This window comes from Halothece sp. PCC 7418 (genome assembly GCF_000317635.1).
Lineage (GTDB): Bacteria > Cyanobacteriota > Cyanobacteriia > Cyanobacteriales > Rubidibacteraceae > Halothece.
In genome coordinates this window covers 354,409-380,108 of the sequence record NC_019779.1, presented here as the reverse complement: position 1 = coordinate 380,108, position 25,700 = coordinate 354,409, and the positions used below count along the sequence as shown (strand labels likewise).

Sequence of the window (25,700 nt, the reverse complement as noted above, 5' to 3'; positions counted from 1 at the left end):
TGGGGTGGGGTGTACCTAGCAGGGAACGAGTTGTTCCTGATCTTGAGATTGGTCGGTGTCAGCAGTTTTAACCTGTTGACTGACTTGTTCAGTGGCAATATCTTCCGTTTTCACGGTGGGTTGTGATTCGAGAGGGGTCAGTTCACCATCTTGCATAATCAATGGACTCTCGCATTGAGGACATTCATAGAGGCGATAGGTTTGACCGTGCTCTTGTTGTTCTACTTCTTCAACCACTTCGGAGTGATTGAGATAGAAGACAACGGCTTGTTCAACTAAACCTGACATTGATTCACCACCCGTGGCAGCTTTAATTTTCAGGTTGCGGTGAACGTCTGGCGGAAGATAAAGCGTAACTTTTTGCTTATCTGACATCTGTTTCATTTCTGATTTACCCGGGTATTAGTAGCCACTTTAGCTATATTTTCAGAAACCGTCAAGCTGTTAAGACAGAATGATGGTATTTTTGTAATATTACTTAATATTTTAGCGTAATTAGAGAGTAAATCGGCACTAGCCCAACATTTGGCAGCACTTCGCGCTGGGACAAGAAACAAGGGTTACCTTTTCCCCCAATTTATAAATTAGAGTGTCACCTTTAAATAAGAAATATTGGTCTCTTGATACTTTTCCCGATAAATGAAATAAATTTTCATCTGTCTTAACCCAAATGAGTAGTGCGATCTGTCAATAGACCCTAGAAAATGCGGTAGTATTAATAAGAGCTAGCATAAATCTATCAATTGCCTTTTTGGTTAATGTTCAACAGGAGTAGAACCAGTTGACTCATTCTGCATCCCTCAACATTTATGTAGTCCATCATTGTCTGGGTCGGGCCAGATTCCGCATCGATCGCGTAACTCAGGACAAAGATTATGCCCTGCATTTAGAGCAATTTTTATCAGAACAACCCGACATTAAACAGGTGAGAGTGAATCGTGCAGCCGCTTCGATCGCGATTCAGTATCGTTCCCTAAATCTCTCTCATTTAACGGCTTTAATTGAGAAAGCCACAACTGAGAAACCCATTTCCACACAGCCTACGCCACCTGAGACTGCAAGCAAGGAAAACTGGTCAAGTCTTGCCTTACCCATCTTTACCACCGTCGCGAGTTGGTTAAGTCATCACAACCGATTGCTCTGGTTACGCCCCATTGCTTGGACAAGTTTGATTACCCTGACGTTACCGATTGTGAAACGAGCCAGTCTGAGTTTGTGGCGCGATCAGAAACTGAATATTGATTGTTTGGATTTAGTTGCCCTAGGGTTAAGTTATGGTCAAGGCAAGTTAGTGACTCCCGCCTTAGTTCTGACCTTGCACGAATTAGGGGATTTAATTCGCGATCGCACCGCCCGTTCTACCGCGACTCAAACCAGTGATCTTCTTGATGCCATTGGACATTATGCTTGGGTGATTCGAGAGGGAAAACCCATTCAAATCAGCAGCGATCGCGTTGAAGTCGGGGAAACCGTCATTGTCTATCCAGGAGAACAAATTCCTGTGGATGGAGTGGTCTTAAAAGGTTCAGCAACCGTTGACCAACAAAAACTGACAGGGGAAGCCATGCCCATTGTTGCCGAAGTGGGAACGATTGTCTATGCCTCAACATTGGTACGTTCTGGACAGCTTTATCTCCGTGCCGATCGCGTGGGAGAACAAACTCGCGCTGCAGCAAGCCTCGAACTCCTGCAAAAAGCACCTGTTCACGACACCCGCATGGCAAACTATGCAGCCCAACTCGCGGATCAATTAATATTACCTTCCTTTATCTTAGCTGCTGTCGTCTTGGCGATTACCCGAGACCCAGGGAGGGCTGCTTCGATTCTCACTTTAGATTTTGTTACGGGAATCCGCGTTTCCATTCCCACTGCATTTTTAGGCGCACTCAACCACAACACCCGTCATGGCATTTTAGTCCGCAGTGGACGCACCATTGAACAATTAGCAGTAGTGGATACAGTTGTTTTTGACAAAACGGGAACCTTAACCCAAGGGGAATTAACCGTGGTCGGTATTCAAACTTTCTCGGAAGGAATGCAACCCGAAGCAGTTTTAAGGCTAGCTGCTGCAACAGAACAACGCATCGCCCACCCCGTCGCAGAAGCCATTACCCATTATGCCGAAACTCAAAATCTGACGATTCCCCCTCGCGACGAGTGGAATTATGAAGTGGGCTTAGGGATTCGCGCCACAATTGAAGGAAAAGCAGTGTTAGTGGGGAGTGAACGCTTTTTAGTGCAAGAAGGGGTGGATTTAAGCGGTTTAGATACGAAAACCTTCCCCTTACAAGAGATTTGCCATTTAGAAGACCAATCAAAAACCTCCGCTTGGCTCTCTTTAATCTATGTCGCTTGTGACGGTGAACTTGCCGGGGTGATTCAATACGCGGATCCCTTGCGCCCCGAAAGCCCCGCTTTAATCCGAGCGTTGGAAGCCTCTGGTCGCGAAATTCATTTATTAACGGGCGATAACCCCGAAAGAGCTAAAATGGTGGGAGAGGAACTCCAAATTCCACCTGCACAAGTCCACGCTCAAGCGTTTCCTGAGCAAAAAGCAGCGATCGTTCGCGACTTAACGTTGGCTGGCAAAACCGTTGCCTTTGTAGGTGATGGGTTGAATGATTCCGTTGCTTTAGCCTACGCCGATGTGTCAGTTTCGTTTGCCAATGGTTCCGATATTGCCCGAGAAATCGCAGATGTTGTCTTGATGAACAATGATTTGGCAACCTTGCTCGAAGCCCTCAATATCGCTAAAGAAACCAAGAAGCTGATTGAGCAAAATACATTTCTGGTGGTTGCGCCGAATCTCATGGCGTTGGGGTTAGCCTCGACAGTGGGCTTAAATCCGCTGATTGCAACGATCATTCACAATGGTTCCGCGATCGCGGCGGGGTTAAACAGCCTGCGCCCACTGGTGCAACATCAGTTAGAAGAACAAAAAACTTAAGGAGAAAATTGTAAAATGCCACAACCGATACAACCGAATGGTCATTCCCTTGTCAACCAAGTTACCAATCGCGTCACTAATCATCCCATGCAAACTTTAGCGATTGGCTTAGGCGCAGCGATTCTCGCCCCCACGGTGATTCCCCTTGTGAAACCCTTTGCCAAAACAGTGATTAAAAGCGGAGTCGGTTTCTATGAAAAAACCAAAGGCGCGATCGCGGAAACGGGAGAATCTATCGGGGATATTGTTGCAGAAGCCAAAGCCGAAGCAGCAGCAGAACAAGCAAAAAAAGCCAGTGTGCAAGCAGGTTTAATGACTTCAGCCCAGCCCAAAGCTGAGTCACCGGATAACTAATTGAGGCTAATGAGCAAAAACCAAGCTGGAGGGGGATTTGGTCTCCCCATCCCCCCATCTCCCCACCTGAAGGTGATTTCAGGAGAATGAAACGACCCTGCCACTGGGGGGAGGTAAGGGGCTTTTAACAGAAAGTTAAAAGTTAACCATTTCTTAACTTAGTTGGTCAAATTAAATACTATAATCGTGGGGTGGCTAAGTTTAACTGATCGATAACCAAGACAGTTAAAGAATAAGTCATTTTTAGCGGTGAGTTACATCGTGTTAGCCTGTGGACTAGATAACGCCGACGTTGCTAGAAAAGATCCAATGGAAAGGAAGCAGGAAGTGGACATCAGACTCTATCAGGCTTTTAGAAGCTATGGTCAAGTTTGAGTAAGTTCCTCATAACGGCGGCTGAAGCACGTTGGTTTTACGGCGACTTCTATAATGCTTTCGAGGCGCGATCGCTGCTAGACCCGCTATTTTGCGTTGCGATCGCGGCTTGTTGCCAGATTTGTCTCACATCAGAGGCATCGGTTGAGATGACGGAGGCGGTTGGAGATGACGGTAAAGTCTTTTTAATGGCAGCTTTGAGAACTGGTTTTCCGAGTTTCATGACCGCAGGAAGGAGGAGGGTGTTGGCTGCAATCACACTTAAACCTGCTACTGCGAGGGGATGACTCCCATTTCCATCTTCAATAATTTCTCTCAGGTGAAAGGAAAGAACGGACTTATTCCAGTGAATTAATGACATCATTCGACTCCTCAAGCGCGATCGACAAGATTGACGGTAATATTCTTTTTTATCACTTGATCAGACTTAATCGCAGTTGATCCCAAACAGTGGGATTAAAACTACAGATGACCTCAGCAACAGTTCTTTTAAATCGTTATTCTAGAAATTCAAAGCCATATTAGACTTTGCATCATTTACAAAAATTCTACCAGATTTGATGAGAATTTTATGCAAATATTGGGAATCTTTCCAGACACATTACTTAAAAGTAAACTATCAGACATCTAAAATCCAAGATCGGGAATTGCAAAATGATTACAGTGCGACCATCTAGGTCGCTAGAGGACTCGGAACTATAATTGGCTTGGTGCATATCGTGAACGAACAAAGATGAACATCGATCAATTTCTAGCCTCCTTTCAACGCTTTGGCGTAAATATGGGGTTGACTCGCATTAAAAAATTATTGACCCAACTGGGAAACCCTGAAAACAATGTGCCTTTAATCCATGTTGCGGGAACGAATGGAAAAGGATCAGTCTGTGCTTATTTATCTTCGGTGTTAACCACAGCAGGGTATAAAGTCGGGCGCTACACTTCCCCCCATTTAGTCACTTGGACAGAACGGATCTGTTTGAATGAATCACCGATTTCAGAAGCAGACTTGCTTGCGGTTTTAGAACAAGTGAAAGCAGCTATTGGCGAGGAAGATCACCCCACCTTATTTGAAGTGGTAACCGCAGCAGCGTGGCTTTACTTTGCCCAACAAAAGGTTGATGTTGCAGTGATGGAAGTGGGGTTAGGGGGGCGTTTAGATGCAACCAATGTGAAAGAAGAAGTCATTGCATCCATTATTACTCCCATCAGTCGCGAACATTGGCAAGTTTTAGGCGATACCATTGGTAAAATCGCAACGGAAAAAGCTGGAGTTCTCAAACAGAATTGTCCTGCCTTGATTGCACCACAAGAAACAGAAGCCGTAAGCGTAATTCAAAAAAGAGCAGAACAATTAAATTGTCCGACCACTTGGGTGCAACCCGCAACCCCTGTTTCTGAGAAATTCGATCGCGCCACCTATCAAGGCTTAACCTATCCCTTACCGCTATCGGGAACTGTGCAACTGACCAATTCTGCGGTTGCTGTGGCAACTTTACAATATTTACAGCGACAAGGTTGGAACATTTCTGATGCAGCCATTGAAGAAGGAATGCAAAAGACGCGCTGGTTAGGACGCTTACAATGGGTAACGTGGCGCGATGTTCCCTTCGGGAACCGGCGAAGCCATCGCGCTCTCCTTTTAGATGGGGCGCATAACCCCGCAGCAGCCCAAGGCTTACGAGACTATGTGGATCGCTTACCGCAACCGGTCACTTGGATTATGGGGATTTTAGCGACCAAAGAACAGGAAAAAATCTTGAAGATTCTCTTGCGTCCCAATGATACGCTTTATACCGTTCCGGTTCCCGAGCATCAAACAACCCCACCGGAAGACCTTTGTCAGATGCAGCAAACTGTAGAACAATGTTTTCCTTGTTCAGATTTAGAAACCGCCTTAGAAAAAGTTGCAACCCGCCCTGAAGCCCCCACAACCATCCTCTGTGGGTCTTTATATTTAGTCGGTTATTTTTTAGGGACAATTCCGCACAAATCGGGTTAAATTTGCCAAAATAATAAACACTATGGTTACTTCAACAACGTCTCTCTCCAATCCTACTTTTCCCCTGACCGCCGTGGTCGGACAAGAAGCCATTAAGCTGGCGTTACTCCTCAGTGCTGTTGATCCCAAACTGGGGGGAATTGCCATTTCCGGTAAGCGTGGAACCGCCAAATCCGTGATGGCGCGAGCGATTCATTCCTTGTTACCTCCCTTTGAAATTGTTCAAGGGTCGATGTCCAATTGTGATCCGCAAAACCCAGAGGAATGGGATGATGAAACGTTTGCCCAATATGGCGATACCACAGACATCCCCACTGAGGTGATTCGTGCGCCTTTTGTGCAGATTCCCTTAGGCGTAACGGAAGACCGTTTACTGGGGTCGGTGGATGTAGAAAAGTCCGTGAAAGAAGGAAAAACCGTTTTCCAACCTGGACTACTGGCGCAAGCCCATCGGGGAGTTCTCTACATTGATGAAATTAACCTCCTGGATGACCAAATTGCCAACCAGTTACTTTCGGTAATCAGTGAAGGGCGCAATGTGATTGAACGGGAAGGAATTAGTTTTCAACATCCCTGCAAACCGTTATTAATTGCCACTTATAACCCAGAAGAAAAGCCGTTACGAGAACATTTATTAGATCGCATTGCCATTACCCTCTCCGCCGATGGCGTTTTAGCCCTCGATCAGCGTGTGCAAGCGGTGGAACAAGCGATTGGGTTTGCCAACTCCCAACAATCCTTTCTCGACCAATATGAGGAAGATTTAGAAGGACTGCGGACGGATATCATCTTAGCGCGAGAATGGTTGAAAGAAGTGACGATCGCGCCAGAACAGATTAATTATTTAGTAGAAGAAGCCGTGCGTGGGGTTGTGCAAGGACATCGGGCGGAATTATTTGCCGTGCGCGTGGCAAAAGCAGCAGCAGCCCTGGATGGGCGCAACCAAGTCACAGGAGATGACTTACGCCGTGCGGTAGAATTAGTGATTGTCCCCCGTTCCACTGTGGCGCAAAGTCCCCCGGAACAACAAGAACAAGAACCGCCACCGCCCCCTCCACAAAATCAAGAAGAGGATCAAGATCAAGGGGAAGGAGAAACGCCACCAGAAGATCAACAAGAACCAGAACAACCCCCTGAAAATGAACAGGAGGAATCCCCACAAGATGAAGATGGGGAGGATGACGAGGAACAAGAAGCCCCGCAAATCCCGGAAGAGTTTGTCTTTGATGCGGAAGGGGTAATTATGGATCCCACCGTGCTTTATTTCAGTCAAATGGCACAACAGCAGGGAACTTCTGGGAGTCGGGGGTTAATCTTCTCCGATGAACGGGGACGTTATGTGAAGCCAATGCTTCCGAAAGGGAAAGTGAAGCGGATTGCAGTGGATGCGACTCTTCGCGCTGCTGCACCTTATCAGAAGGCACGACGGCTGCGTCAACCCCATCGGAAAGTCATCGTGGAACAAACTGATATGCGCTCAAAACGCCTAGCTAGACAAGCGGGGGCGTTAGTGGTGTTTTTAGTGGATGCGTCGGGTTCAATGGCGTTAAATCGGATGCAATCGGCAAAAGGGGCGGTTTTACAACTGTTGACGGAAGCCTACGAAAATCGCGATCAGGTGGCGTTGATTCCGTTTCGTGGGGAACAAGCAGAAGTTTTATTACCGCCAACGCGATCCATTTCCATGGCGCGGAATCGCTTAGAAAAACTCCCTTGTGGGGGCGGTTCACCGTTGGCGCATGGTTTAACGCAAGCGGTTCATGTGGGAACGAATGCTCAAATGTCGGGCGATGTGGGACAAGTGATTTTAGTCGCGATTACCGATGGACGAGGAAATATTCCCTTAGCGCGATCGCTGGGTGAACCGTTATCTGAAGACGAAAAACCCAATATTAAAGAAGAATTGCTGGATATTGCGGGTAAAATCCGCGCGATCGGTGTGAAGTTACTGGTGATTGACACAGAAAACAAGTTTGTTTCCACAGGTTTTGCAAAAGAATTGGCTAAAGCAGCAGGCGGGAACTATTATCATCTTCCGAAAGCAACCGACAGCGCGATCGCGGGAATGGCAAAACAAGCCATTGCAGATATGAAATAACATCAAGGGTCGGCAACATCTGGAATGGATGATTGTCTCATCTTTTGATCAATCTGTTGTTGTAAGTGGGTGACGGTTGTTTCGTTATCCAGCACAACATCAGCACGAGCCATTTTTTCGGGGAGAGACATTTGGGATTGAATGCGCGATCGCGCTTCTTTTTCTGATAAACCATCTCGCTGCATCACCCGCCTCAACTGCTGTTGCGGGGAACAAGCGACGACCCAAATTTCCGTCACTAAAGCGGTCATCTTGGCTTCAAACAAAAGCGGGATGACCACTAACACTATCTTTGCTTTCAGTTGCGATAACTCAGTTTCAATGCGCTGACGGACATAAGGATGAATTTGTTGTTCTAACCATTGTTTTTCCGAAGGGTTATTAAAAATAATCTCTCCCAAGCGCGATCGATTTAAACAACCATCCTGTAAGATCTCATCGCCATACCGTTGTTGAATTAACCTTAAAATTGGCGACCCTTGACGCACCGCATCTCGCGCATATTGATCCGCATCTAAAACAGGCACTTGATAAACTTGATTTAAATAATCAGAAACCGTACTTTTTCCCGTTCCAATGCCACCCGTTAAACCAATAATCCGCTGTTTCATCGTAAAATGAGATCCGATTGATGGGCTAAAATTAAATCTCGAATGTCTGCTTCAGGTCGGGGTTTTCCAAATAAAAAGCCTTGACCATATTCACAATTTAAAAATTTCAGGGCTTCCCACTCTTCTTCTTTCTCAATCCCTTCTGCAATCACTTCCATATTTAAATCATGAGCCAGATTAATAATTGTCTTTATGATTTGCTTAATTTCGGGATAATTGAGCATTCTTTTGGTAAATGACCGATCAATCTTTAAGGTATTAATCGGAAGTTGATGTAAGCGTTGTAGTGAAGAATATCCCGTTCCAAAATCATCAATTGAAAGTAAAACTCCCATCGCTTGTAATTGTTTTAAGATTCCTGTTGTTGCTGTTTTTCCTTCTAGAATAATTCCTTCTGTGACTTCTAGCTTTAAGCATTCTGGTCTAATTCCTGTGCGTTGAATAATCTGTTCGAGCCGTTCTAAAATGCCAACTTGATTAATCATATTTTCCGATAAATTGACATTCATTGATAAGGTTTCTCCTTGGGGAATCATCTCTTGCCAAATTGCTAACTTTTCACAGGCTTCTGCTAACACCCACCAATCAATAAAACCAATTAATCCTAATTCCTGAGCAAGGGGAATAAAATGACTCGGAGAAACTAATCCTTGTTGGGGATGTTGCCAACGGACTAACGCCTCAAAGCCTGTTAATTTTCCCTCAGCAAGGGTCACGGTTGGCTGATAAAAAACATCGAGTTGTTTTAACCTTAAAGCCCGTCTCAGTTCAGTTTCTAATTGGACACGGGTTGCAGCAGAATAACGTAATTGAGGATGAAAAATAACGCAAGGTGACATCGCTTCTCCTCGTGCTGCATTCATCGCTGTATCTGCTGCGTGCAGGAGTGCTGAAGGGTCTTGGAAAAATTCGTTATTCTTTAAACTATCCTCATAAATAGCAACACCAATACTGACTGGACAAAATAATTCTTCTCCTTCAATTTCAATCGCTGAACTCAGTTGGGTATGAATTAACTGAGCGATTTGTTCTAGCTTCTCTTGTTGTGTTAACTGAGGGAAAAACATAGCAAGGGCTGCATCTCCAACCCGAGCAAAATCAGACTTGAGTTGTAAAGTTTGCTTTAATCGTTTCGCGACTGCAACCATTAATTGATTCGCAAACTTATGACCCAGACCATATTTAATGATTCTATAGCGTTCTAAGCGTAATAAAAACACCGCAACCCCTTCTTTAGAAAAGGTTTTAATATGCCTTGAAAGCTGTTCTAAAAACCAGATTTGATTGGGTAAATGGGTCGTCAAGTCATAAAAAGCGTGTCGATCTAATAAGGCTTCAAATTGCTTACTCAACGTCTGATTTTTAATCATGAGAAAACCGCCGATGATCTGCTCTTTTTGATTACGCAGAGGATAGCCTTGTAAATAATAGGTATATTGATGATATTGAAAAGAATAGCTTTGTGGATAACCTAATAAAATGTGTTCTTGAAGAGGAGCGAAAAGTTCTCTAATGTAAGGCGAAAAAACTTGAGAAATCTTTTTTCCTTCAATGCTTTGTTCTCCTTCTGACATGGTAATCTGGGTAATTTGACTCAGCGCATTACCAACCGCAAGGGTATAATTCCACTCCCGATTAAATCCTAAAATGCCACAAGGGGGAAAATGGGGGGTGAATTCAATTTCTGAGTGTTGTTTTTCTTTTAAAGCTATTTTGGTGTAGTGATGTAAGGCAATTTTAGTGTAACAATATTCTGTGATATCTTGAGCTAATAGTAAAACGGTATTGGTGTTAGCAGTTCGTATCGGATAAGCGGTCAGTTTAACATAAATTAATTTTTTATCTTTGCGACAATTTTGCCACTCCCCCGTTACTAAATCTGATACATTTTGAAGACGAGTAGGAGTCTGAGAAGAAGGGTATAATTGTGAAAGCTGCATCTGTAGAAATTCCGCTTCCGAATAACCATATTGCGCGATCGCGCTTTGATTAACCGCTTTAATCTGTAAGGTTTCTGCGTCGTATAGTAAAACGGAAAGAGGAAATAATTCAATCGCCTCTTGTGTGAACTCACCAGCAAACTGCTCCACAGGTTGGGCAATGAAAAGAACCGAAGCCAGAGAAAGGGGAAATAAATAACCAAAGTAGGGTTGAGATTCACCTTGTACTAAAAAGGAAGCGGAGACAGGTTTTGGGGTTTGTTCAGTGAGAACAGTTGTCATTTGAATCTGAATCGTCTCTAGATTGTCCTGTGTCAACCAATCCATGACAGAGAGAGAACAAGATTCCCCAACAAAAAAGTCTTTGACCTGATTAGGGCTTTGAATGATCCGACAGTTGCCTTTACGATTAATCACCAAGATGATTGGTGCTAAACTTAACGGTGGGGACTTTTTTAATGACATAACCCTTATGTTGGCATTCTCCGCACAATTACTGCTCTCTTTTTATATCCTATTATCAGAGCAAAATTCCACAATCGCTTGTGTTAACCCTTCTAGAGTATAGTGTTTCGCCTCAATATCGCATCTTCCTAAGAACTTGTAACAGGCTTGGGAAGTTTGAGGACCAATTGAAGCAATAATCACTTCTTCTAAGATACTTTTCAAGTTTACCCCAGAGCCAAAAGTCGGAATCAAGAGCTCATAAAAATGTTGAACCGTTTTAGAACTAGCAAAAGTAATCACATCCACTTGTCCAGTTCGTAAGGCTTGCACCGCAACGCGATCGGCTTTTTCGGGACAACGGGATTGATAAGCGGGAACTGCAATCACTTCCGCATTCTGTTGTTGAAATTCCTCAATCAACACCTCTCGCCCTCCAGTTTCTACGCGCGGGAATAGGAGTTTCTGTCCTGATAAAGCCTCTGGAAAGGTTTCCACTAAAGAATCAGCTACAAAGTGCGGGGGAATAAATGTCGGTTCCAGTCCTTTTTTCTCCAAAACACGCGCAGTTTTTTGACCCACTACTGCAATCTTGAGAGATTTCAGGAGATCAGGATTCATATTTAACTCTTTTAGACGTTCCCAAAAAAAATTAACCCCATTGGCGGAAGTTAAAATCAACCAATCAAACCTTGATAGATTATGAATTGCTTGGTCAAGCGCTTCCCAACTGGAAGGAGGACAAATTTCTAAAGCTGCCATTTCAATCACCGTCGCCCCCTGTTGTTCTAGAAGTGTGCGAAAAGTTGGGGCTTGGCGAGCAGCCCGTGTGACTAAAATTGTTTTGTTGTTCAGAGTCATTGGTTATTGGAAAACAGGCAATATCGCTATTTTCGCACTGGTGAGGAAAATTTTAAATTTGTTCTTCAAAGAGAGTCTGGATCAATTCCTAATTCTCGCAATCTTCTGGCGTAACGTTCCGCTTTAGTTTCTGCTTGTTGAGCTTTAGTTTCCGCTTGTTGCTTTTCCAATTCTGCTTGTTGTTTTTCAAATTCTGCTTGGCGCGATCGTTCTTCTGGAGTGAGGAATCGCTCTCCATTTTTATCGTACCAATACAGCCATTCTCTGGTAACTCCTTGATCTGTTCCTCGATCTAATCCGATTCCCAAACCAATGTCTTCTAGCCAAACTGGGGACTGATTTCCTAATAACACATAATCATTATTTTCCAAAGAATACACTTCTAAACGGGGCTTTCTTTTCCGTTGAGGATTGTAAATGACATAATATTGAATCCCGATTGTTTGATAAATTTCTTTCTTTTTGGTGTATTCCTGATTCGAGGTTTGAGAGATCACTTCTAGAGCTAAAATGGGAACATTTTCTTCTTCCCACAACACATAACTGAGACGCAAGTTTTCATCTTTAACACGGGGAACACCCAGACTTAAAAATCCATCAGGGACGATCGCGCTTTTATTTGGATCATAATAAATTCCCATATCAATTCCGAAATACCAATCCCAACGGTCTGACCAAATCAGAGCAAGGATACTTCTCAGCAGATGGGGAATTAATTCTTGCAGTTCATTATCCACTGGGGTATCGTCGCTATCAGGAAGGTCTTCGGCGGTAGGGAGGTTTTGAAGTCGCGAATAGTCTAGCATTTTTTCCATCCTAAAACCCCTTTGGGCGTTGGCTATTTTTAGGATAACAGTGTAACTTTCACGATTTGATGTAATCTAACTGATAAGCCATCACAGCGACTCAGGATCAATTCCTAATTCTCGCAATCTTCTGGCGTAACGTTCTGCTTTGGTTTCCGCTTGTTGTTTTTGAAATTCTGCTTGTTGCTTTTGAAATTCTACTTGTTGTTTTTGAAATTCTGCTTGTTGTTTTTGAAATTCTGCTTGGCGCGATCGTTCTTCTGGGGTGAGGAATCGCTCTCCGTTTTTATCGTACCAATACAGCCATTCTCTAGTAACGCCTTGATCTGTTCCTCGATCTAATCCGATTCCCAAACCAATAGCTTCTAGCCAAACTGGGGATTGATTTCCTAATAACACATACTCCTGATTCTCCAAAGAATACACTTCTAAACGGGGCTTTCTTTTCCGTTGGGGATTGTAAATGACATAATATTGAATCCCGATTGTTTGATAAATTTCTTTCTTTTTGGTGTATTCCTGATTTGAGGTTTGAGAGATCACTTCTAGAGCTAAAATGGGAACATTTTCTTCTTCCCACAACACATAACTGAGACGCAAGTTTTCATCTTTAACACGGGGAACACCCAGACTTAAAAATCCATCAGGGACGATCGCGCTTTGATTGGGATCATAATAAATTCCCATATCAATTCCAAAATACCAATCCCAACGGTCTGACCAAATCAGAGCAAGGATACTTCTCAGCAGATGGGGAATTAATTCTTGCAGTTCATTATCCACTGGGGTATCGTCGCTATCAGGAAGGTCTTCGGCGGTAGGGAGGTTTTGAAGTTGGGAATAGTCTAGCATTTTTTTAAGCCTCAACCCATTCAGCAGTTGACTATTTTTAGGATAACAGTGTGACTTTCACGCTTCCGAATTCAAGATTGATTTTAAGTATTGTCCCGTGTAAGATTGACTTTCAACCGCAACGGTTTCTGGGGTTCCTGTAACAATCACTTCTCCCCCTTTGTCTCCCCCTTCGGGACCTAAATCAATCAACCAATCTGCACAACGAATCATATCTAAATTATGTTCAATCACTAAAATGGAATTCCCTTTATCTACTAAACGCTGCAAAACATTTAAAAGTTGGTGCACATCATAAAACGATAAACCCGTTGTTGGTTCATCAATTAAATAGAGGGTTTTTCCTGTTGCGCGTCGGGATAACTCTGTTGCGAGTTTGATCCGTTGTGCTTCCCCACCCGATAAAGTGGGTGCAGGTTGTCCGAGGGGAATATAGCCTAAGCCCACATCAACCAGAGTTTGCAAGCGAGTGGCTGCGCGAGGAATATTTTCAAAGACACTTAAGGCTTCTTCTACGGTCATGTTGAGGACATCCGCAATGGAATACCCTTTATATTTCACTTGTAAGGTTTCACGGTTATATCTTGCCCCTTTGCAGACTTCGCATTCCACATAAACGTTGGGGAGAAAGTTCATTTCAATGACATTTACCCCCTGTCCGTTACAGGCTTCGCAGCGTCCTCCTTTAACATTAAACGAAAACCGTCCCGCCTTATACCCTCTTGCTTTCGCTTCTACGGTTTCGGTAAAGACAGACCGAATGGGGTCAAATGCGCCAGTATAAGTGGCTGGGTTCGACCGTGGCGTGCGACCAATGGGGGATTGATCAATCACAATCACTTTATCCACTGCATCGAGTCCTTTCAGTTTTCCGAGTCCTTTCGGAAAGGGGATTTTATAGCCTAAGCGATGTTGCAAAGCGGGATGTAACAGTTCGTTAATTAAGGTTGACTTCCCCGAACCAGAAACCCCGGTCACACAGACAAATTTTCCAAGGGGAATCTCAACATCAATATGTTTTAAGTTATTAGCATGGGCATCAATGAGAGTTAGAGATTTGCCATTGCCTTTGCGCCGTTCTTCTGGGGTGGCGATAATCCGCCTCTGGGCGAGATAATCCCCTGTAATCGAGGTTTTAGACTTCGTAATCGCCTTTAAGTCTCCTTGGGCGACAATCTCTCCTCCATGAATCCCCGCACCAGGTCCAATATCCACCAGTTGATCGGCGCTGCAGATGGTTTCTTCGTCATGTTCGACAACAATTAACGTATTTCCTAAATCTCTTAGTTTTTTCAGGGTTTCTAAGAGTCGTCCGTTATCCCGTTGATGTAAGCCAATACTCGGTTCATCCAAAACATAGAGAACACCGGTTAATCCCGATCCGATTTGGGTGGCGAGGCGAATCCGTTGCGCTTCCCCACCCGATAAAGTCATGGCGGGGCGATCGAGCGTGAGATAATCTAAACCAACATCAAGCAAGAATTGTAACCGTGCTTGGATTTCTTTTAAGGCAAGTTCGCCAATTTTCGCTTGTTTGGAGGAAAGTTTCAGGGTATGAATGCGGTTTAAACATTCGGTAATCGCAACGCTAGTGAGTTGAATAATATTGTATTGTCCCAATCTCACAGAGAGAGAGGCGGGTTTGAGTCGTTTTCCCCCACAGACTTCACAGGTTTGATCGACGCGATATTGTTCGAGTTTTTGTCGATAGGTTTCGGAAGCACTTTCTAACGCCCGTTCTAACCCCGAAATTACCCCATAATATCGCTTATGATAGCCTCTGGGTTGATCGCCTCTGGCATCTTCGTAGATAAAAATGGGTTCATCGGTTCCATGTAAGATAATCTCTTGCTGTTCGGGAGTCAGTTTTTCCCACGGGGTTTGTAGTTCAAATCCATAAGCCTCGCCCAGACTGTAGAGGAGAGAGAGATAGTAACTGTTGTCTTTGTCTGACCAGGGCGCGATCGCGCTGTAAACGGGCTGTTTCGGGTCGGGAACAATGAGTTCTGAAGAAAACATCCGCAGTCGTCCAATCCCATGACAATGAGAACACGCGCCATAAGGAGAATTAAAAGAAAATAAACGGGGAGAGAGTTCTTCAATCACCGCACCATGTTCGGGACAAGCAAAGTTTTCCGAAAAGATGATTTCTGCGGGTAAATCGCTTTCTGCTTCCTCTGGCGGGTCTCGTTTGATAATCTCAATAATGGCGATACCACTCGACCGATGTAAACAAGTGGCGAGAGAATCGGCTAAGCGTTCTTCAATTCCCTCTTTTTTTACCAGTCGATCCACCACCACTTCAATAGTATGCTGTTTATTTTTGCTGAGTTTAATCTTTTCCGATAACTCTTGAATTGTCCCATCAATCCTGACGCGCACAAACCCTTCACTGGCGAGACTCGATAGCAGTTGCTGATGAGTTCCCTTTTGACCGCGTACCACAGGGGCTAAAATTTGGAAACGGGTGCGATCTGGCAATTCCATGATTTGATCGCACATTTGATCAACCGTTTGGGGAGAAATCGCGCGATCGCAGTGAGGACAATGAGGTTCTCCCGCCCGTCCAAATAGTAACCGCAAATAGTCATAAATTTCGGTTACCGTTCCCACCGTTGACCGTGGATTGTGAGACGTTGATTTTTGGTCAATAGAAATAGCAGGACTCAAGCCTTCAATCGCATCCACATCGGGCTTATCCACTTGTCCGAGGAATTGTCGCGCATAAGCACTTAACGATTCCACATAGCGCCGTTGTCCTTCTGCAAAAATCGTATCGAACGCCAGCGATGACTTCCCTGATCCCGAAACACCCGTAAATACAATCAGATGATCGCGCGGTAATTCTAAATCAATATTTTTCAGATTGTGTTGTCTTGCGCCACGAATACGAATGCGAGAAGAAGACGGATCAGACATAAGCGTTGCTGAGTTAGGCAATGACTATCAGGATAGCTTATCTCATCCTATGTGTTAGGAGATTAAAAACTAACCTCTTCCCTTTTGATAGCATATTTGCTATCATTTTTTTATGGATGCAGTCATTGTGGTTGACACCAGTATTTTTATCAGTGCTTTAATTGGAACTAAAGGTCCGAGTCGAGAAGTGATTCGACGCTGTTTGCAAGGGGTTTATCAACCTCTGATGGGAAATGCGCTTTTCTTAGAATATGAATCAGTCATTGAACGCGATTCAATTCAAGAAGATTGTCCTCTTTCTGGCTCTGAAATTCAGGAACTACTAGAAGCCTTTCTTAGTGTTTGTCAGTGGGTTAATATCTACTATTTATGGCGACCCAATCTGATCGATGAAGCGGACAATCATTTAATTGAGTTAGCAGTAGCAGGGAACGCGATCGCGCTGGTAACAAATAATGTTAGAGATTTTCAAAACACCGAGTTACTATTTCCAGATTTATTAATCTTAAAACCAGAAGACATTATTCAGAGGTAATCAACATGGCAACGCTCACCATTCGCATTCCAGACGATAAACACGAACGTCTCAAAGCCTTAGCCAAAAGCAGGGGCATCAGTGTAAATAAACTAATGGAAGAACTTTCCACTGTTGTCCTTGCTGAATTTGATGCCTATACTCGTTTTCAAGCAATGGCAGCAAGAGGAAACGCATCAGAAGGGCTAACGCTACTCGATAAACTGGATGCCTTCGAGGAATCATGATCCGCATTGACTAATCATCAAATAGATCATCATCAAACTCTGCTTTTAGTTCTCGCGCCATCAGGGCTTGTACCGCCTGCTGTGCCGTTGATTTTCCTCTCAAGAGGCGATACACTTGCGCTGAAATGGGGACGGGAATTCCTTCTTTGCGGGCTAAACGGACTAAAACTTGGGTGGTGTTGACTCCTTCGGCTGTTCCTTCTAAATGCTCTAAAATGTCTTCTAGGCTTTTCCCTTGGGCTAAACCATATCCCACTTGATAATTCCGTGAGAGAGGACTATCGCAAGTGGCGAGGAGGTCTCCTAAACCCGATAAACCAAAGAAGGTTTCACTAGAAGCCCCAAGGCTTGTCCCAACGCGGATCATTTCGGGAAGGGCGCGAGTGAGTAGTCCCGCTTTGGCATTGGTTCCTAAATCTAAGCCATCACAAACCCCAGCCGCGATCGCGATAACATTTTTTAACGTTCCTCCTAATTCGGTCCCAATCGGGTCATTATTGATATAAACTCGAAATGTCTCACAAGCAAACATTGCTTGCGCGGATTCGGCTGCTGCTTCATCTTCACTCGCCATGACGGTTGCTGCGGGAAGGTTTTGTTGAATTTCTTTCGCTAAGTTGGGACCCGATAAGACAACTACAGGATGATCGGGAAAGGCTTCTTTCCAAAGTTGCGAAGGAGTATGAGTGGTTTCCGAGTCTAAACCTTTGGTGGCGGTGACAATAATGGTATGTTCAGGAATTCCAATTTCTTTGACCTGATCAATAATCGAAGTTACTCCCTTCATGGAAACCGCAGAGAGAATAATTTCTGCATCTTCAATCACCGATTTCAGGCTTTCTCCACTGCGTCGCGACCATAAACGGACATGGTGATCGCTACGTTCAGCAACTGCTGCTAAAGTCGATCCCCAAGCCCCCGCACCGAGAACGGTTGTAATTTTCTGAGACGTTGCTTCTGCTTCTGTTAAGTGATTCGATTGAGATGTTGTATTAACCATTGCTTTAAAAATTAATGATTGATTTAATATTTTTTTGACTATAGCAGTGCTAAATCTTATGTAAAAAGTTGATAAACCGTTCCCCCCCTTGCGAAGGGGGGTTAGGGGGGATTAATTTACAATTCTTATGGGATTGCTATATCGGGATACTTTCTTAAGTTTTGTTCTTCGTTCGTTGTTCGTTGGTGTCTTTTTAGATAGTCAACAAGATAGTTAACGTTTTATCATCTGTCAAATGACTCAAACTGGTTAAGGATTACTCTGATTATATCGGCTAACATTTGTAGAGATAACAAAGAACCAATAACAAAGAATCAATAACCAATAACAAACAATGTCTTACCGTAATCCCGCCCCCACTGTTGATATTATTATTGAATTGCGCGATCGCGCTCATCGACCGATCGTCTTAATTGAACGGAAAAATCCTCCTTTCGGTTGGGCGATTCCAGGCGGATTTGTTGACTATGGCGAATCGGTAGAAACCGCAGCCAGACGGGAAGCCAAAGAAGAAACGGGATTAGATGTTGAACTAATTGAACAGTTTCAAGTGTATTCTGATCCGCAACGAGACACCCGCAAACATACGATTAGTATTGTTTTTTTAGCCAGCGCGATCGGCACTCCCCAAGCCGATGATGATGCCAAAAACTTAGATCTTTTCTATCTTTGGGAACTCCCCGAAAACTTATGTTTTGACCACCATCAAATTCTCACAGACTACCGCCATTATCGAGATTACGGTTGGCGACCTAACTTAATAGGTTCTTCAATGGGGGAATAAACTTGATAGTCAATGTTGGGGAAAATATTATCGATTTTTTCTACTTTTTCTAACCAAGCGCGATCGATAGTTCCCCCCATAATTTCATCATACAGTTTATTAAATCGCCTTAAATGCGACTGTGTTCGCCGTACTGCATAAGGAACCATGGTTCCCGTTCGCATAATAAACGCCCAATCGGAAGACTGCGCCAATAATAACTCTCTCGCTGCTTGATTCAACGCCCGTTTTTCCCATTCATCTTCAGTTTGACGCTGACTCAACTCAATCATCCGTTCCGTTGCTTCATGTAAATGGGGATAAATCCAAGCATTAGCTTCATTAACCCAATATTCATGAAACCCCTTATAACCCCAACTCGACTGGGAAGGCTTACACACTTGCTGTACAGATTCCAAACGCAGATACTCCGCTAAATGCACCATGCGATAAGTGGTTTGATCATACCAAGACTTGCGAATTAAATAATCAATAAACCAGGGCCCCTCATACCACCAGTGACCGAATAATTCTGCATCATAGGGAGACACCACCAACGGCTGGCGCTGCATAATTCCCGATAAATGCTCAATTTGTCGTTCTCGATTAAAAACAAAGTTCCCTGCGTGTTCTGCTGCTTTTTCTCGCGCCCAGTAAGGATCATACAGTTTCTTTTCTCCTAACCCTGCAGTGCGACTGGTAATCTTATGATATTTAATCCCAGTGTTCTTGCGTTGTCCATTGGGGAGGATATAAGGCTTAATATACTCATATTCTGCTTCCCAACCTAAATCCTTATAAAATTCCCGATAAACGGGATCGCCAGGATAACCCACCTGTGACGACCACACCTGCTGCGAGGATTCATGATCGCGCCCAAACGCTGCAACCCCGGTTTCGGTATAAATCGGCGCATAAGTCCCGTAACGTGGACGAGGACTCGCATATAAAATCCCATGTCCATCCATGAGAAAATAGCGCAATCCTGCATCCGCCATGAAACGCTCTAAGCCATCATAATAGGCGCATTCGGGTAACCAAATTCCTCTCGGTGGACAACCAAAGTTTTCTTCGTAGTGTTGACAAGCAATTTCAATTTGCGCCCGTACCGCTTCTGGGTACATTTTCATTAAGGGGAGATAGCCATGAGTGGCTGCTGAGGTAATAATCTCAAGGTTATTGCTATCTTGAAAGGATTTAAACGCCGTGACCAAATCACGCTGATGCTTCTCCCAAGTCTTACGAACTCGTGCAAACTGGTTAATATAGTGTTGAGCTAAATATTGTAAATGTCCATTATTAGCATTGTGCTGAAGTTCTTTTGCTGCTAACTCTTGCAACTTCGCCAAGTGACCATCATACCGCTCTTGTAAAAAGGAATCTCGCAACATCGACACCAAAGGCGGTGTCATACTCATGGTTAACTTAAATTCAATCCCATCTTGTTTCAACTCCTCAAATGTCTGCAAAAGAGGGATATAGGTTTCTGTAATCGCTTCAAATAACCATTCTTCCTCTAAAACATAGTCACTTTCAGGATGACGAACAAAAGGGAGGTGAGCGTGTAAAACAAGTGCAAGGTAACCAAGAGCCATAAATTAAAGTTTCCTTATAGAGACTTATTCCCAATTTTATAACTCTCACGGGAAAAATGTGTCCTTTAGCTTATCCTGTTCGCCGTAAAACCCTGACTGTTTTGGTGTAGGGATATAAGGCGAGGAAAGTTGAGGAGTTCGACAGTCCGAAAACAAACAAACCTTAACTGTGTTATTGGTTAAAAGAAAAGTAGTGCGACCAAGATGGTCGCTAGGAGGGAGCATTTTGCTCCCCTGACGATAAACTTGATAGGTTGAATTTGGAATTATTCAATCACAACGAATTAATGATTGCCTGAACTTCGGATGACTGACTTATGTAGCTTCATAATTCACAATGCGAGCAAATCCCACTGGATCTAAACTTGCGCCACCGACTAAAGCGCCATCAATTTCGGGTTGCGCCATAATTTCATCAATATTCGCTGGTTTCACAGAACCGCCATATTGAATCGGAACATCACTACTACTCAACTCAGAGCGAATCATTCCAATAACACGATTGGCTTCTTCTGCTTCACAAGTATCTCCTGTTCCAATTGCCCAAATCGGTTCATAAGCAATGACCAGTTGTGAGAGATCTACACCCACTAAATCCGCTTTCAGTTGTTCCTTAATCACGGTTTCAGTTTGTCCAGCATCTCGCTGTTCTTTACTCTCCCCCACACATAAAATTGGCGTTAATTCCGCTTTTTGGGCAGCACGAGCACGGAAATTAACGGTTTCATCAGTTTCGCCGAAATATTGACGACGTTCACTATGTCCAACCACAGCATAGGTGACACCAATTTCGGTCAACATACTCGGTGCAATTTCCCCTGTAAATGCTCCTGATTCTTCCCAGTGAACGTTTTGTGATCCAATGCGAACCCGAGTGCCGTGTAAATTTTTGGACATGACCCCTAAAGCCGTATAGGGGGCACATAAAATGACTTCTCTATCTTCAGCAGTGTTTTCCAGTTGAGGGAGAAAACTTTGCAGAAACTCTAAGGATTCTGCTTGCGTTTTGTGCATTTTCCAGTTGCCAGCAATAACAATTCTTCGCAATGTCTTTACCCGTTATTAATAATCTTGCACAACTTAGTTTATCTCCCAAGGGCAAATGCTTCCAAATTCTTAACTAACTTCTGTTTGTTCTTCGAGAAGGGTAATCGGTTCTCCTTGTTGCGGTTCAATAATTTTCGTGTCTAAATTCTGCTGTTGGAGGTGAGAACGAACGTCCTCTGCACTCCCTTTTGCTTTTAACAAGGAAAGTAACACTCCTTCAAAGTCAATTTTACCCCCTGCTGCTGTACCAATAATCGCTTGTGGTTTTAACCATTGGGCGAGTTGGATGGCACTTTCTCGTCCTTTAATCAATGGAAGCGACAGAGGAAATTCTAAATTCACAATCGGATTAATCACGATATCCACTGGAGAATAGTCCTTCACCTCTTCTGGTGGGAAACCATGAGGTTCGTAGTAGAGACGCTGATGCGGGGTTAACGCTGTGAGAAGATAAGCATTTTCTTGATCTAACCCGATGGGCGCACCCGGAAGGGCGCGAATTTCAATTTTTTCCTGTAAAATATAGGTTTCGCCATGAGGAAGCGAGGTCACGGTTTCATATCCCAAGTCTTCCGCCACTGCTGCTGCATTAGGAGACCCCACCACGGGAATCCTTTTATCCAGCATTTTCAGGGTTGGTTTATGGGCATGGTCTTCTAAGCCTTGAGACAGTAAAATTAAATCGATGCGTTCTGGTAATTGGGGCGGTTTTTCCTGACGAATCCCACGAAAGAGCCAAGTTAAGTTGCCAAAGACCAAATCATCCACCAGCCACGGATCAACTAAAATGTTGAGGTTTTCCCATTGCCAAAGCCAACTGTTTGAGCCAAGATATGTTAATTGCATGATTGTCAAGTGATTTTAATGTTTTGTTACTTCTTACTTTCTAACTAATCATAGTTGGTTTGAGCAATCATCACCCCTAAAATAGAAATTTCCCCATCCGTAGGGGCTTTCTTCCATATACCAGCTACTAAATAGCCAAGAACAATATGACCCCTTCCCCAACTTCTACCGAGATTCAAGGTATTTTTGACCGCATTGCCCCTGTCTATGACCAACTTAATGATAATTTGAGCTTTGGACAACATCGAATTTGGAAGCGGATGGCGGTAAAATGGGCAAATCCACAAGCGGGAGACAGGGCTTTGGACTTATGTTGTGGAAGTGGGGATTTAGCCTTCTTGCTGGCGAAAATGGTGGGTAAAACGGGGACAGTCATCGGTGCTGATTTTTCCTCGGAACAACTAGAAATTGCCCGTCAACGTCAACAGCAGCAAGGGCGATCCGTTTCGATCGCGTGGGTGGAAGCAGATGCGCTGAGTCTTCCGTTTCCAGATGATCAGTTTGATTGTGCGACGATTGGTTATGGGTTACGGAATGTAACGAATATTGCCGATTGCTTAGGAGAACTGTATCGCGTCTTAAAACCAGGTGCAACGGCTAGCATTCTCGATTTTCATCGTCCTTATACGGACTTGATGCGACAGTTTCAGGAATGGTATTTGCAAGGGTGGGTTGTACCTGCTGCGGAAAGACTGGGGTTAAAGGAGGATTATGCTTATATTAGTCCGAGTTTAGATCGTTTTCCCCAAGGACAAGAACAAGAACAGTTGGCGCGATCAGTTGGCTTTACAAAAGTTAAACATTACGCGATCGCGCTAGAACTTATGGGGGTTTTAGTGATTACTAAGCCTGCCTAAAATAGAAAGAGTGTACTGCTAGCAAACGCGGATTAATTTTGAATTTCTCTGAAGTTGGGTTACTCGTTGTTCCACCTGTTGCGGGGGCGGTGATTGGCTACTTTACCAATGACATCGCCATTAAAATGCTGTTTCGCCCTTACCGACCGATATATATCGGAAACCGTCGTCTTCCCTTCACCCCTGGTTTAATTCCCCGTAACCAAGCGAACCTCGCCAAGCGAGTCGCAAATACCATTATGGGGTCACTTTTAACCCCTGACGAACTCCAAAAAATTGCCCGCCGTCTCTTACAACCCGAACGAGTGAAAGCAGCAATTTCTTGGCTTTTAAAGTCTTCTTTGCAGCAAGTTGGACAAGATAAACAAGAAAAAAGCGCGCAAGTTTTAGGGAATGTGCTTCGGGATTTGTTTAGTGAATCGTTACCGCGTTTGGTGAAAGTTTTAGCGCGACGGGAAGATTTTTTAGAAGCCCAAATTAATCAGATTTTCGATCAAGTTCTCATTGATTTTCAGTTTACAGATAGCCAAGCCAAACAACTGTCTGATTGGTTAGTGGATGTCGTTCTTCCTCCCAATCGGATTCGCCAAATTTTGATTGATCTCCTGACGGATCGTAATATTCAAGTCATCGATGAAACCTTTCGAGAAAAATCAAGTGGGACGTATTGGGTGGTTGCGAATTTATTTGGACTTCGTAATACGTTAAGTCGCCTTCGTGCTTTCTGTCTCGATGAAAAAGAGACAGCAAATATGAGAATTGAAGAGTTAGTTTTAACTCTAGAAATTCGTTCCCGTTTACGAGACTGGCTACAAAGTTTATCCCTACAAAATTTACCCGTTTCTACAGTACGCCAACTCCGAAGCAGCGTCCGAGAAGCAGTACAAACCTATTTACAAGATAAGGGTGCGAATTTGCTGCAATCGTTAGGAAATTCCATTGATTGGGAAGATGTCGCTGTTTTAATTATTAAACGTTTACAATCTTCGGAATCAGTTGATCAATCTTTAGATGTTATTAGTGAAGAGTTATCATTAATTATCGAACGGTATTTAGAACAAGAGTTGGAAACCATTATTACTAAAATCATCCCGATTCTTTCCATTGACGAAGTGATTATTAATCGGGTTAATGCAACCACTCCCAAGCAATTAGAAACAACGGTTAATTCAATTGTTAAAAATGAACTGCAAGCGATTGTTAATCTGGGAGGAATTTTAGGTTTTATTGTGGGGAGTTTTCAAGCGGGTTATTTTTATTTCACGTAAACCATAAAAATTCTTTAGCTTCATAGAGGAAGGTTTGATGATAAATCTAGACAACGAGTTAGCAGATTAGTTAGGGCTTGCTGAAAAAATTCCCAAGCTCGTTTTGGCAAGGCTTAATACTTTGAGGGAGTTGCCTTTTTATTAATTGGTAAGGAAGGGGACAAAGTTAAAGAGACCCTGATTTTGGGGAATGTAGCGCTAAGCTGACCGATGAGTGAGAAAAATCATTTAAGCCAACACAGAAGTTTGGGGTTTTGCAAAAATCATCCGACCTGCAGAGGTTTGCAAAGCAGACGTAACGACCACAGGTAATTCCCCTCCCACGTACTCTTGTCCGTCTTCCACAACCACCATTGTGCCATCTTCGAGGTAGCCTACACCTTGCTCTGGTTCTTTTCCTTGTTTGAGGATTTTTAATTCTAAGGTATCCCCAGGCAGATAAATCGGACGTACAGCTTGGGCTAAGTCATTCACATTGAGAACGGAAACTTTCTGCAAATCAGCGACTTTATTCAGATTGTAATCATTCGTCAATAAAACGCCATTGATTTCTTGAGTGAAGCGGACTAACTTCGCATCAACCGTATAAACATCCTCATAATCGGAACTATTAATTACAATCCGTTCAGGATATTCTTCTTGCATACGCTTGAGGATATCTAACCCGCGACGACCCCGCACTCGTTTTTGATCATTGGCGGTATCTGCAAGATGCTGTAACTCCTGTAAGACAAATTGGGGAATAATCAATTGTCCTTCAATAAAACCGGTACTCAGGAGTTCTTCAATCCGTCCATCAATGATGCAACTGGTATCCAAGACCTTAGTGGTTGCTGATTTGAGTGTTCCTTCCGCAACTAACAGATATTCCATGCTATTGGGATTAATCAGTCGTAAAAACGTCCGTCCATGAGTATCGGCGAGGGTAACTCCAAGGAAGCCCAGAATAACGCTACCTAGAATGGCGATTAAGGGTTTGGTAAAGGTTAATTGGTTGGGAATGGGAAAGAGGAAAACCGGTGCTAACATCAAGTTTGCGATTAACAACCCAATGGCAAGTCCCACAGAACGGGTTAAAATAACTTCGATGGGGGTTTTGCGAATTTGGGTTTCTAAACGCCGATAAAAGGTTTGCGCGGTTAACCCGACAGCTAAGCCAATAATGGCTGCAAAACTGCCCATAATCCAACGCAGGGCTTCGATATTGGTAACGGATTCTAATGCGGTTTCTGGGAGTAAATCGATACTACCAAATCCCAGACTGGCAGCAGTGAGAACGAATAAAATTACGATGATGACATCAATCATGGGTATTGTCCGATGGAGAAACTATGATCGCGATTAGGATAGAACTTA

At 43.7% G+C, this 25,700-nt stretch carries 22 protein-coding genes; 9 read left to right on the top strand and 13 right to left on the bottom strand.

Annotated elements, in window-relative coordinates:
* Nucleotides 1-15: 15 nt before the first annotated feature.
* A complete protein-coding gene (locus PCC7418_RS01690; RefSeq protein ID WP_041596112.1) occupies nt 16-375 on the bottom strand; it encodes a CopG family transcriptional regulator in 360 nt (119 codons plus the stop codon).
* A gap of 406 nt (nt 376-781) precedes the next feature.
* Between PCC7418_RS01690 and PCC7418_RS01685 the strand changes: the two genes are divergently transcribed.
* Together PCC7418_RS01685 and PCC7418_RS01680 are read left to right on the top strand one after the other, a co-directional pair.
* A complete protein-coding gene (locus tag PCC7418_RS01685; RefSeq protein ID WP_015224443.1) occupies nt 782-2,947 on the top strand; it encodes a heavy metal translocating P-type ATPase in 2,166 nt (721 codons plus the stop codon).
* Nucleotides 2,948-2,962: 15 nt separating this feature from the next.
* The gene (locus PCC7418_RS01680; RefSeq protein ID WP_015224442.1) at nt 2,963-3,301 is read left to right on the top strand and encodes a DUF5132 domain-containing protein; all 339 of its coding nucleotides are present in this window, start codon (nt 2,963-2,965) and stop codon (nt 3,299-3,301) included.
* A gap of 424 nt (nt 3,302-3,725) precedes the next feature.
* Here PCC7418_RS01680 and PCC7418_RS01675 read toward each other — a convergent pair whose 3' ends face one another.
* Nucleotides 3,726-4,040 (bottom strand): hypothetical protein, encoded by a 315-nt coding sequence (locus PCC7418_RS01675; protein ID WP_150107016.1) that lies wholly within the window; start codon nt 4,038-4,040, stop codon nt 3,726-3,728.
* 369 nt (nt 4,041-4,409) lie between these two features.
* Between PCC7418_RS01675 and PCC7418_RS01670 the strand changes: the two genes are divergently transcribed.
* Together PCC7418_RS01670 and bchD are read left to right on the top strand one after the other, a co-directional pair.
* Nucleotides 4,410-5,675, top strand: coding sequence for a folylpolyglutamate synthase/dihydrofolate synthase family protein (locus PCC7418_RS01670; protein WP_015224440.1), 1,266 nt, complete (start codon nt 4,410-4,412; stop codon nt 5,673-5,675).
* A gap of 22 nt (nt 5,676-5,697) precedes the next feature.
* Nucleotides 5,698-7,773, top strand: coding sequence for a magnesium chelatase ATPase subunit D (gene bchD / locus PCC7418_RS01665; protein WP_015224439.1), 2,076 nt, complete (start codon nt 5,698-5,700; stop codon nt 7,771-7,773).
* Between the two features lie 2 nt (nt 7,774-7,775).
* On the opposite strand, the gene coaE is transcribed toward bchD, so the two are convergent.
* The 6 genes from coaE to uvrA all read right to left on the bottom strand — a co-directional run bounded on the left by coaE (nt 7,776) and on the right by uvrA (nt 16,206).
* A complete protein-coding gene (gene coaE / locus PCC7418_RS01660; RefSeq protein WP_015224438.1) occupies nt 7,776-8,384 on the bottom strand; it encodes a dephospho-CoA kinase in 609 nt (202 codons plus the stop codon).
* Nucleotides 8,381-10,789: an EAL domain-containing protein gene (locus tag PCC7418_RS19205; RefSeq protein WP_015224437.1), complete on the bottom strand. Its 2,409-nt coding sequence runs from the start codon at nt 10,787-10,789 to the stop codon at nt 8,381-8,383. The genes coaE and PCC7418_RS19205 overlap by 4 nt, the downstream gene beginning before the upstream one ends.
* 42 nt (nt 10,790-10,831) lie before the next feature.
* Nucleotides 10,832-11,629 carry a uroporphyrinogen-III synthase gene (locus PCC7418_RS01650; protein ID WP_015224436.1) on the bottom strand — a complete coding sequence of 266 codons (798 nt, stop codon included), beginning with the start codon at nt 11,627-11,629 and terminating at the stop codon, nt 10,832-10,834.
* Nucleotides 11,630-11,694: 65 nt separating this feature from the next.
* A complete protein-coding gene (locus tag PCC7418_RS01645; RefSeq protein WP_015224435.1) occupies nt 11,695-12,435 on the bottom strand; it encodes a Uma2 family endonuclease in 741 nt (246 codons plus the stop codon).
* Nucleotides 12,436-12,525: 90 nt separating this feature from the next.
* On the bottom strand, nt 12,526-13,287 hold the full coding sequence (locus PCC7418_RS01640) for a Uma2 family endonuclease (protein WP_015224434.1): 762 nt from the start codon (nt 13,285-13,287) through the stop codon (nt 12,526-12,528).
* A gap of 57 nt (nt 13,288-13,344) precedes the next feature.
* A complete protein-coding gene (gene uvrA, locus PCC7418_RS01635; protein WP_015224433.1) occupies nt 13,345-16,206 on the bottom strand; it encodes an excinuclease ABC subunit UvrA in 2,862 nt (953 codons plus the stop codon).
* Nucleotides 16,207-16,318: 112 nt separating this feature from the next.
* Here uvrA and PCC7418_RS01630 point away from each other — a divergent pair, with 112 nt between their 5' ends.
* Together PCC7418_RS01630 and PCC7418_RS01625 are read left to right on the top strand one after the other, a co-directional pair.
* The gene (locus PCC7418_RS01630) at nt 16,319-16,741 is read left to right on the top strand and encodes a putative toxin-antitoxin system toxin component, PIN family (protein ID WP_015224432.1); all 423 of its coding nucleotides are present in this window, start codon (nt 16,319-16,321) and stop codon (nt 16,739-16,741) included.
* A gap of 5 nt (nt 16,742-16,746) precedes the next feature.
* Complete coding sequence (locus PCC7418_RS01625; protein WP_015224431.1) at nt 16,747-16,968, top strand: toxin-antitoxin system HicB family antitoxin; 222 nt, start codon at nt 16,747-16,749, stop codon at nt 16,966-16,968.
* A gap of 10 nt (nt 16,969-16,978) precedes the next feature.
* On the opposite strand, the gene PCC7418_RS01620 is transcribed toward PCC7418_RS01625, so the two are convergent.
* Nucleotides 16,979-17,968, bottom strand: a complete 990-nt coding sequence (locus PCC7418_RS01620; RefSeq protein WP_015224430.1) for an NAD(P)H-dependent glycerol-3-phosphate dehydrogenase — start codon at nt 17,966-17,968, stop codon at nt 16,979-16,981.
* A gap of 334 nt (nt 17,969-18,302) precedes the next feature.
* Between PCC7418_RS01620 and PCC7418_RS01615 the strand changes: the two genes are divergently transcribed.
* Entirely contained in the window at nt 18,303-18,752 is a 450-nt protein-coding gene (locus tag PCC7418_RS01615) for an NUDIX hydrolase (RefSeq protein ID WP_015224429.1), read from the top strand.
* Here the strand turns inward: PCC7418_RS01615 and PCC7418_RS01610 are convergent.
* The 3 genes from PCC7418_RS01610 to PCC7418_RS01600 form a co-directional block, all read right to left on the bottom strand.
* A complete protein-coding gene (locus tag PCC7418_RS01610; protein WP_015224428.1) occupies nt 18,707-20,326 on the bottom strand; it encodes a glycoside hydrolase family 57 protein in 1,620 nt (539 codons plus the stop codon). The genes PCC7418_RS01615 and PCC7418_RS01610 overlap by 46 nt on opposite strands.
* A 315-nt stretch (nt 20,327-20,641) precedes the next feature.
* Nucleotides 20,642-21,373 carry a triose-phosphate isomerase gene (tpiA, locus tag PCC7418_RS01605; RefSeq protein WP_071880218.1) on the bottom strand — a complete coding sequence of 244 codons (732 nt, stop codon included), beginning with the start codon at nt 21,371-21,373 and terminating at the stop codon, nt 20,642-20,644.
* 69 nt (nt 21,374-21,442) lie between these two features.
* Nucleotides 21,443-22,219, bottom strand: a complete 777-nt coding sequence (locus PCC7418_RS01600; protein ID WP_015224426.1) for an MBL fold metallo-hydrolase — start codon at nt 22,217-22,219, stop codon at nt 21,443-21,445.
* 146 nt (nt 22,220-22,365) lie between these two features.
* Here PCC7418_RS01600 and ubiE point away from each other — a divergent pair, with 146 nt between their 5' ends.
* Both ubiE and PCC7418_RS01590 read left to right on the top strand, forming a co-directional pair.
* Nucleotides 22,366-23,076 (top strand): bifunctional demethylmenaquinone methyltransferase/2-methoxy-6-polyprenyl-1,4-benzoquinol methylase UbiE, encoded by a 711-nt coding sequence (gene ubiE, locus PCC7418_RS01595; protein WP_015224425.1) that lies wholly within the window; start codon nt 22,366-22,368, stop codon nt 23,074-23,076.
* Nucleotides 23,077-23,114: 38 nt separating this feature from the next.
* Nucleotides 23,115-24,344 (top strand): DUF445 domain-containing protein, encoded by a 1,230-nt coding sequence (locus PCC7418_RS01590; RefSeq protein WP_015224424.1) that lies wholly within the window; start codon nt 23,115-23,117, stop codon nt 24,342-24,344.
* A 228-nt stretch (nt 24,345-24,572) separates the two neighbouring features.
* Here the strand turns inward: PCC7418_RS01590 and PCC7418_RS01585 are convergent, their stop codons facing one another.
* A complete protein-coding gene (locus PCC7418_RS01585; RefSeq protein ID WP_015224423.1) occupies nt 24,573-25,652 on the bottom strand; it encodes a PIN/TRAM domain-containing protein in 1,080 nt (359 codons plus the stop codon).
* Nucleotides 25,653-25,700: the final 48 nt, after the last annotated feature.

Bases quoted from the DNA above. Each gene is read 5' to 3' on its own strand.
- PCC7418_RS01585 (WP_015224423.1), bottom strand. From the start codon at position 25,652: ATGATTGATGTCATCATCGTAATTTTATTCGTTCTCACTGCTGCCAGT.
- PCC7418_RS01615 (WP_015224429.1), top strand. From the start codon at position 18,303: ATGTCTTACCGTAATCCCGCCCCCACTGTTGATATTATTATTGAATTG.
- PCC7418_RS01690 (WP_041596112.1), bottom strand. From the start codon at position 375: ATGTCAGATAAGCAAAAAGTTACGCTTTATCTTCCGCCAGACGTTCAC.
- PCC7418_RS01680 (WP_015224442.1), top strand. From the start codon at position 2,963: ATGCCACAACCGATACAACCGAATGGTCATTCCCTTGTCAACCAAGTT.
- PCC7418_RS01650 (WP_015224436.1), bottom strand. From the start codon at position 11,629: ATGACTCTGAACAACAAAACAATTTTAGTCACACGGGCTGCTCGCCAA.
- ubiE (WP_015224425.1), top strand. From the start codon at position 22,366: ATGACCCCTTCCCCAACTTCTACCGAGATTCAAGGTATTTTTGACCGC.
- PCC7418_RS01670 (WP_015224440.1), top strand. From the start codon at position 4,410: ATGAACATCGATCAATTTCTAGCCTCCTTTCAACGCTTTGGCGTAAAT.
- PCC7418_RS19205 (WP_015224437.1), bottom strand. From the start codon at position 10,789: ATGTCATTAAAAAAGTCCCCACCGTTAAGTTTAGCACCAATCATCTTG.
- PCC7418_RS01610 (WP_015224428.1), bottom strand. From the start codon at position 20,326: ATGGCTCTTGGTTACCTTGCACTTGTTTTACACGCTCACCTCCCTTTT.
- PCC7418_RS01620 (WP_015224430.1), bottom strand. From the start codon at position 17,968: ATGGTTAATACAACATCTCAATCGAATCACTTAACAGAAGCAGAAGCA.
- PCC7418_RS01675 (WP_150107016.1), bottom strand. From the start codon at position 4,040: ATGATGTCATTAATTCACTGGAATAAGTCCGTTCTTTCCTTTCACCTG.
- PCC7418_RS01625 (WP_015224431.1), top strand. From the start codon at position 16,747: ATGGCAACGCTCACCATTCGCATTCCAGACGATAAACACGAACGTCTC.
- PCC7418_RS01630 (WP_015224432.1), top strand. From the start codon at position 16,319: ATGGATGCAGTCATTGTGGTTGACACCAGTATTTTTATCAGTGCTTTA.
- PCC7418_RS01640 (WP_015224434.1), bottom strand. From the start codon at position 13,287: ATGCTAGACTATTCCCAACTTCAAAACCTCCCTACCGCCGAAGACCTT.
- uvrA (WP_015224433.1), bottom strand. From the start codon at position 16,206: ATGTCTGATCCGTCTTCTTCTCGCATTCGTATTCGTGGCGCAAGACAA.
- PCC7418_RS01600 (WP_015224426.1), bottom strand. From the start codon at position 22,219: ATGCAATTAACATATCTTGGCTCAAACAGTTGGCTTTGGCAATGGGAA.
- bchD (WP_015224439.1), top strand. From the start codon at position 5,698: ATGGTTACTTCAACAACGTCTCTCTCCAATCCTACTTTTCCCCTGACC.
- PCC7418_RS01645 (WP_015224435.1), bottom strand. From the start codon at position 12,435: ATGCTAGACTATTCGCGACTTCAAAACCTCCCTACCGCCGAAGACCTT.
- coaE (WP_015224438.1), bottom strand. From the start codon at position 8,384: ATGAAACAGCGGATTATTGGTTTAACGGGTGGCATTGGAACGGGAAAA.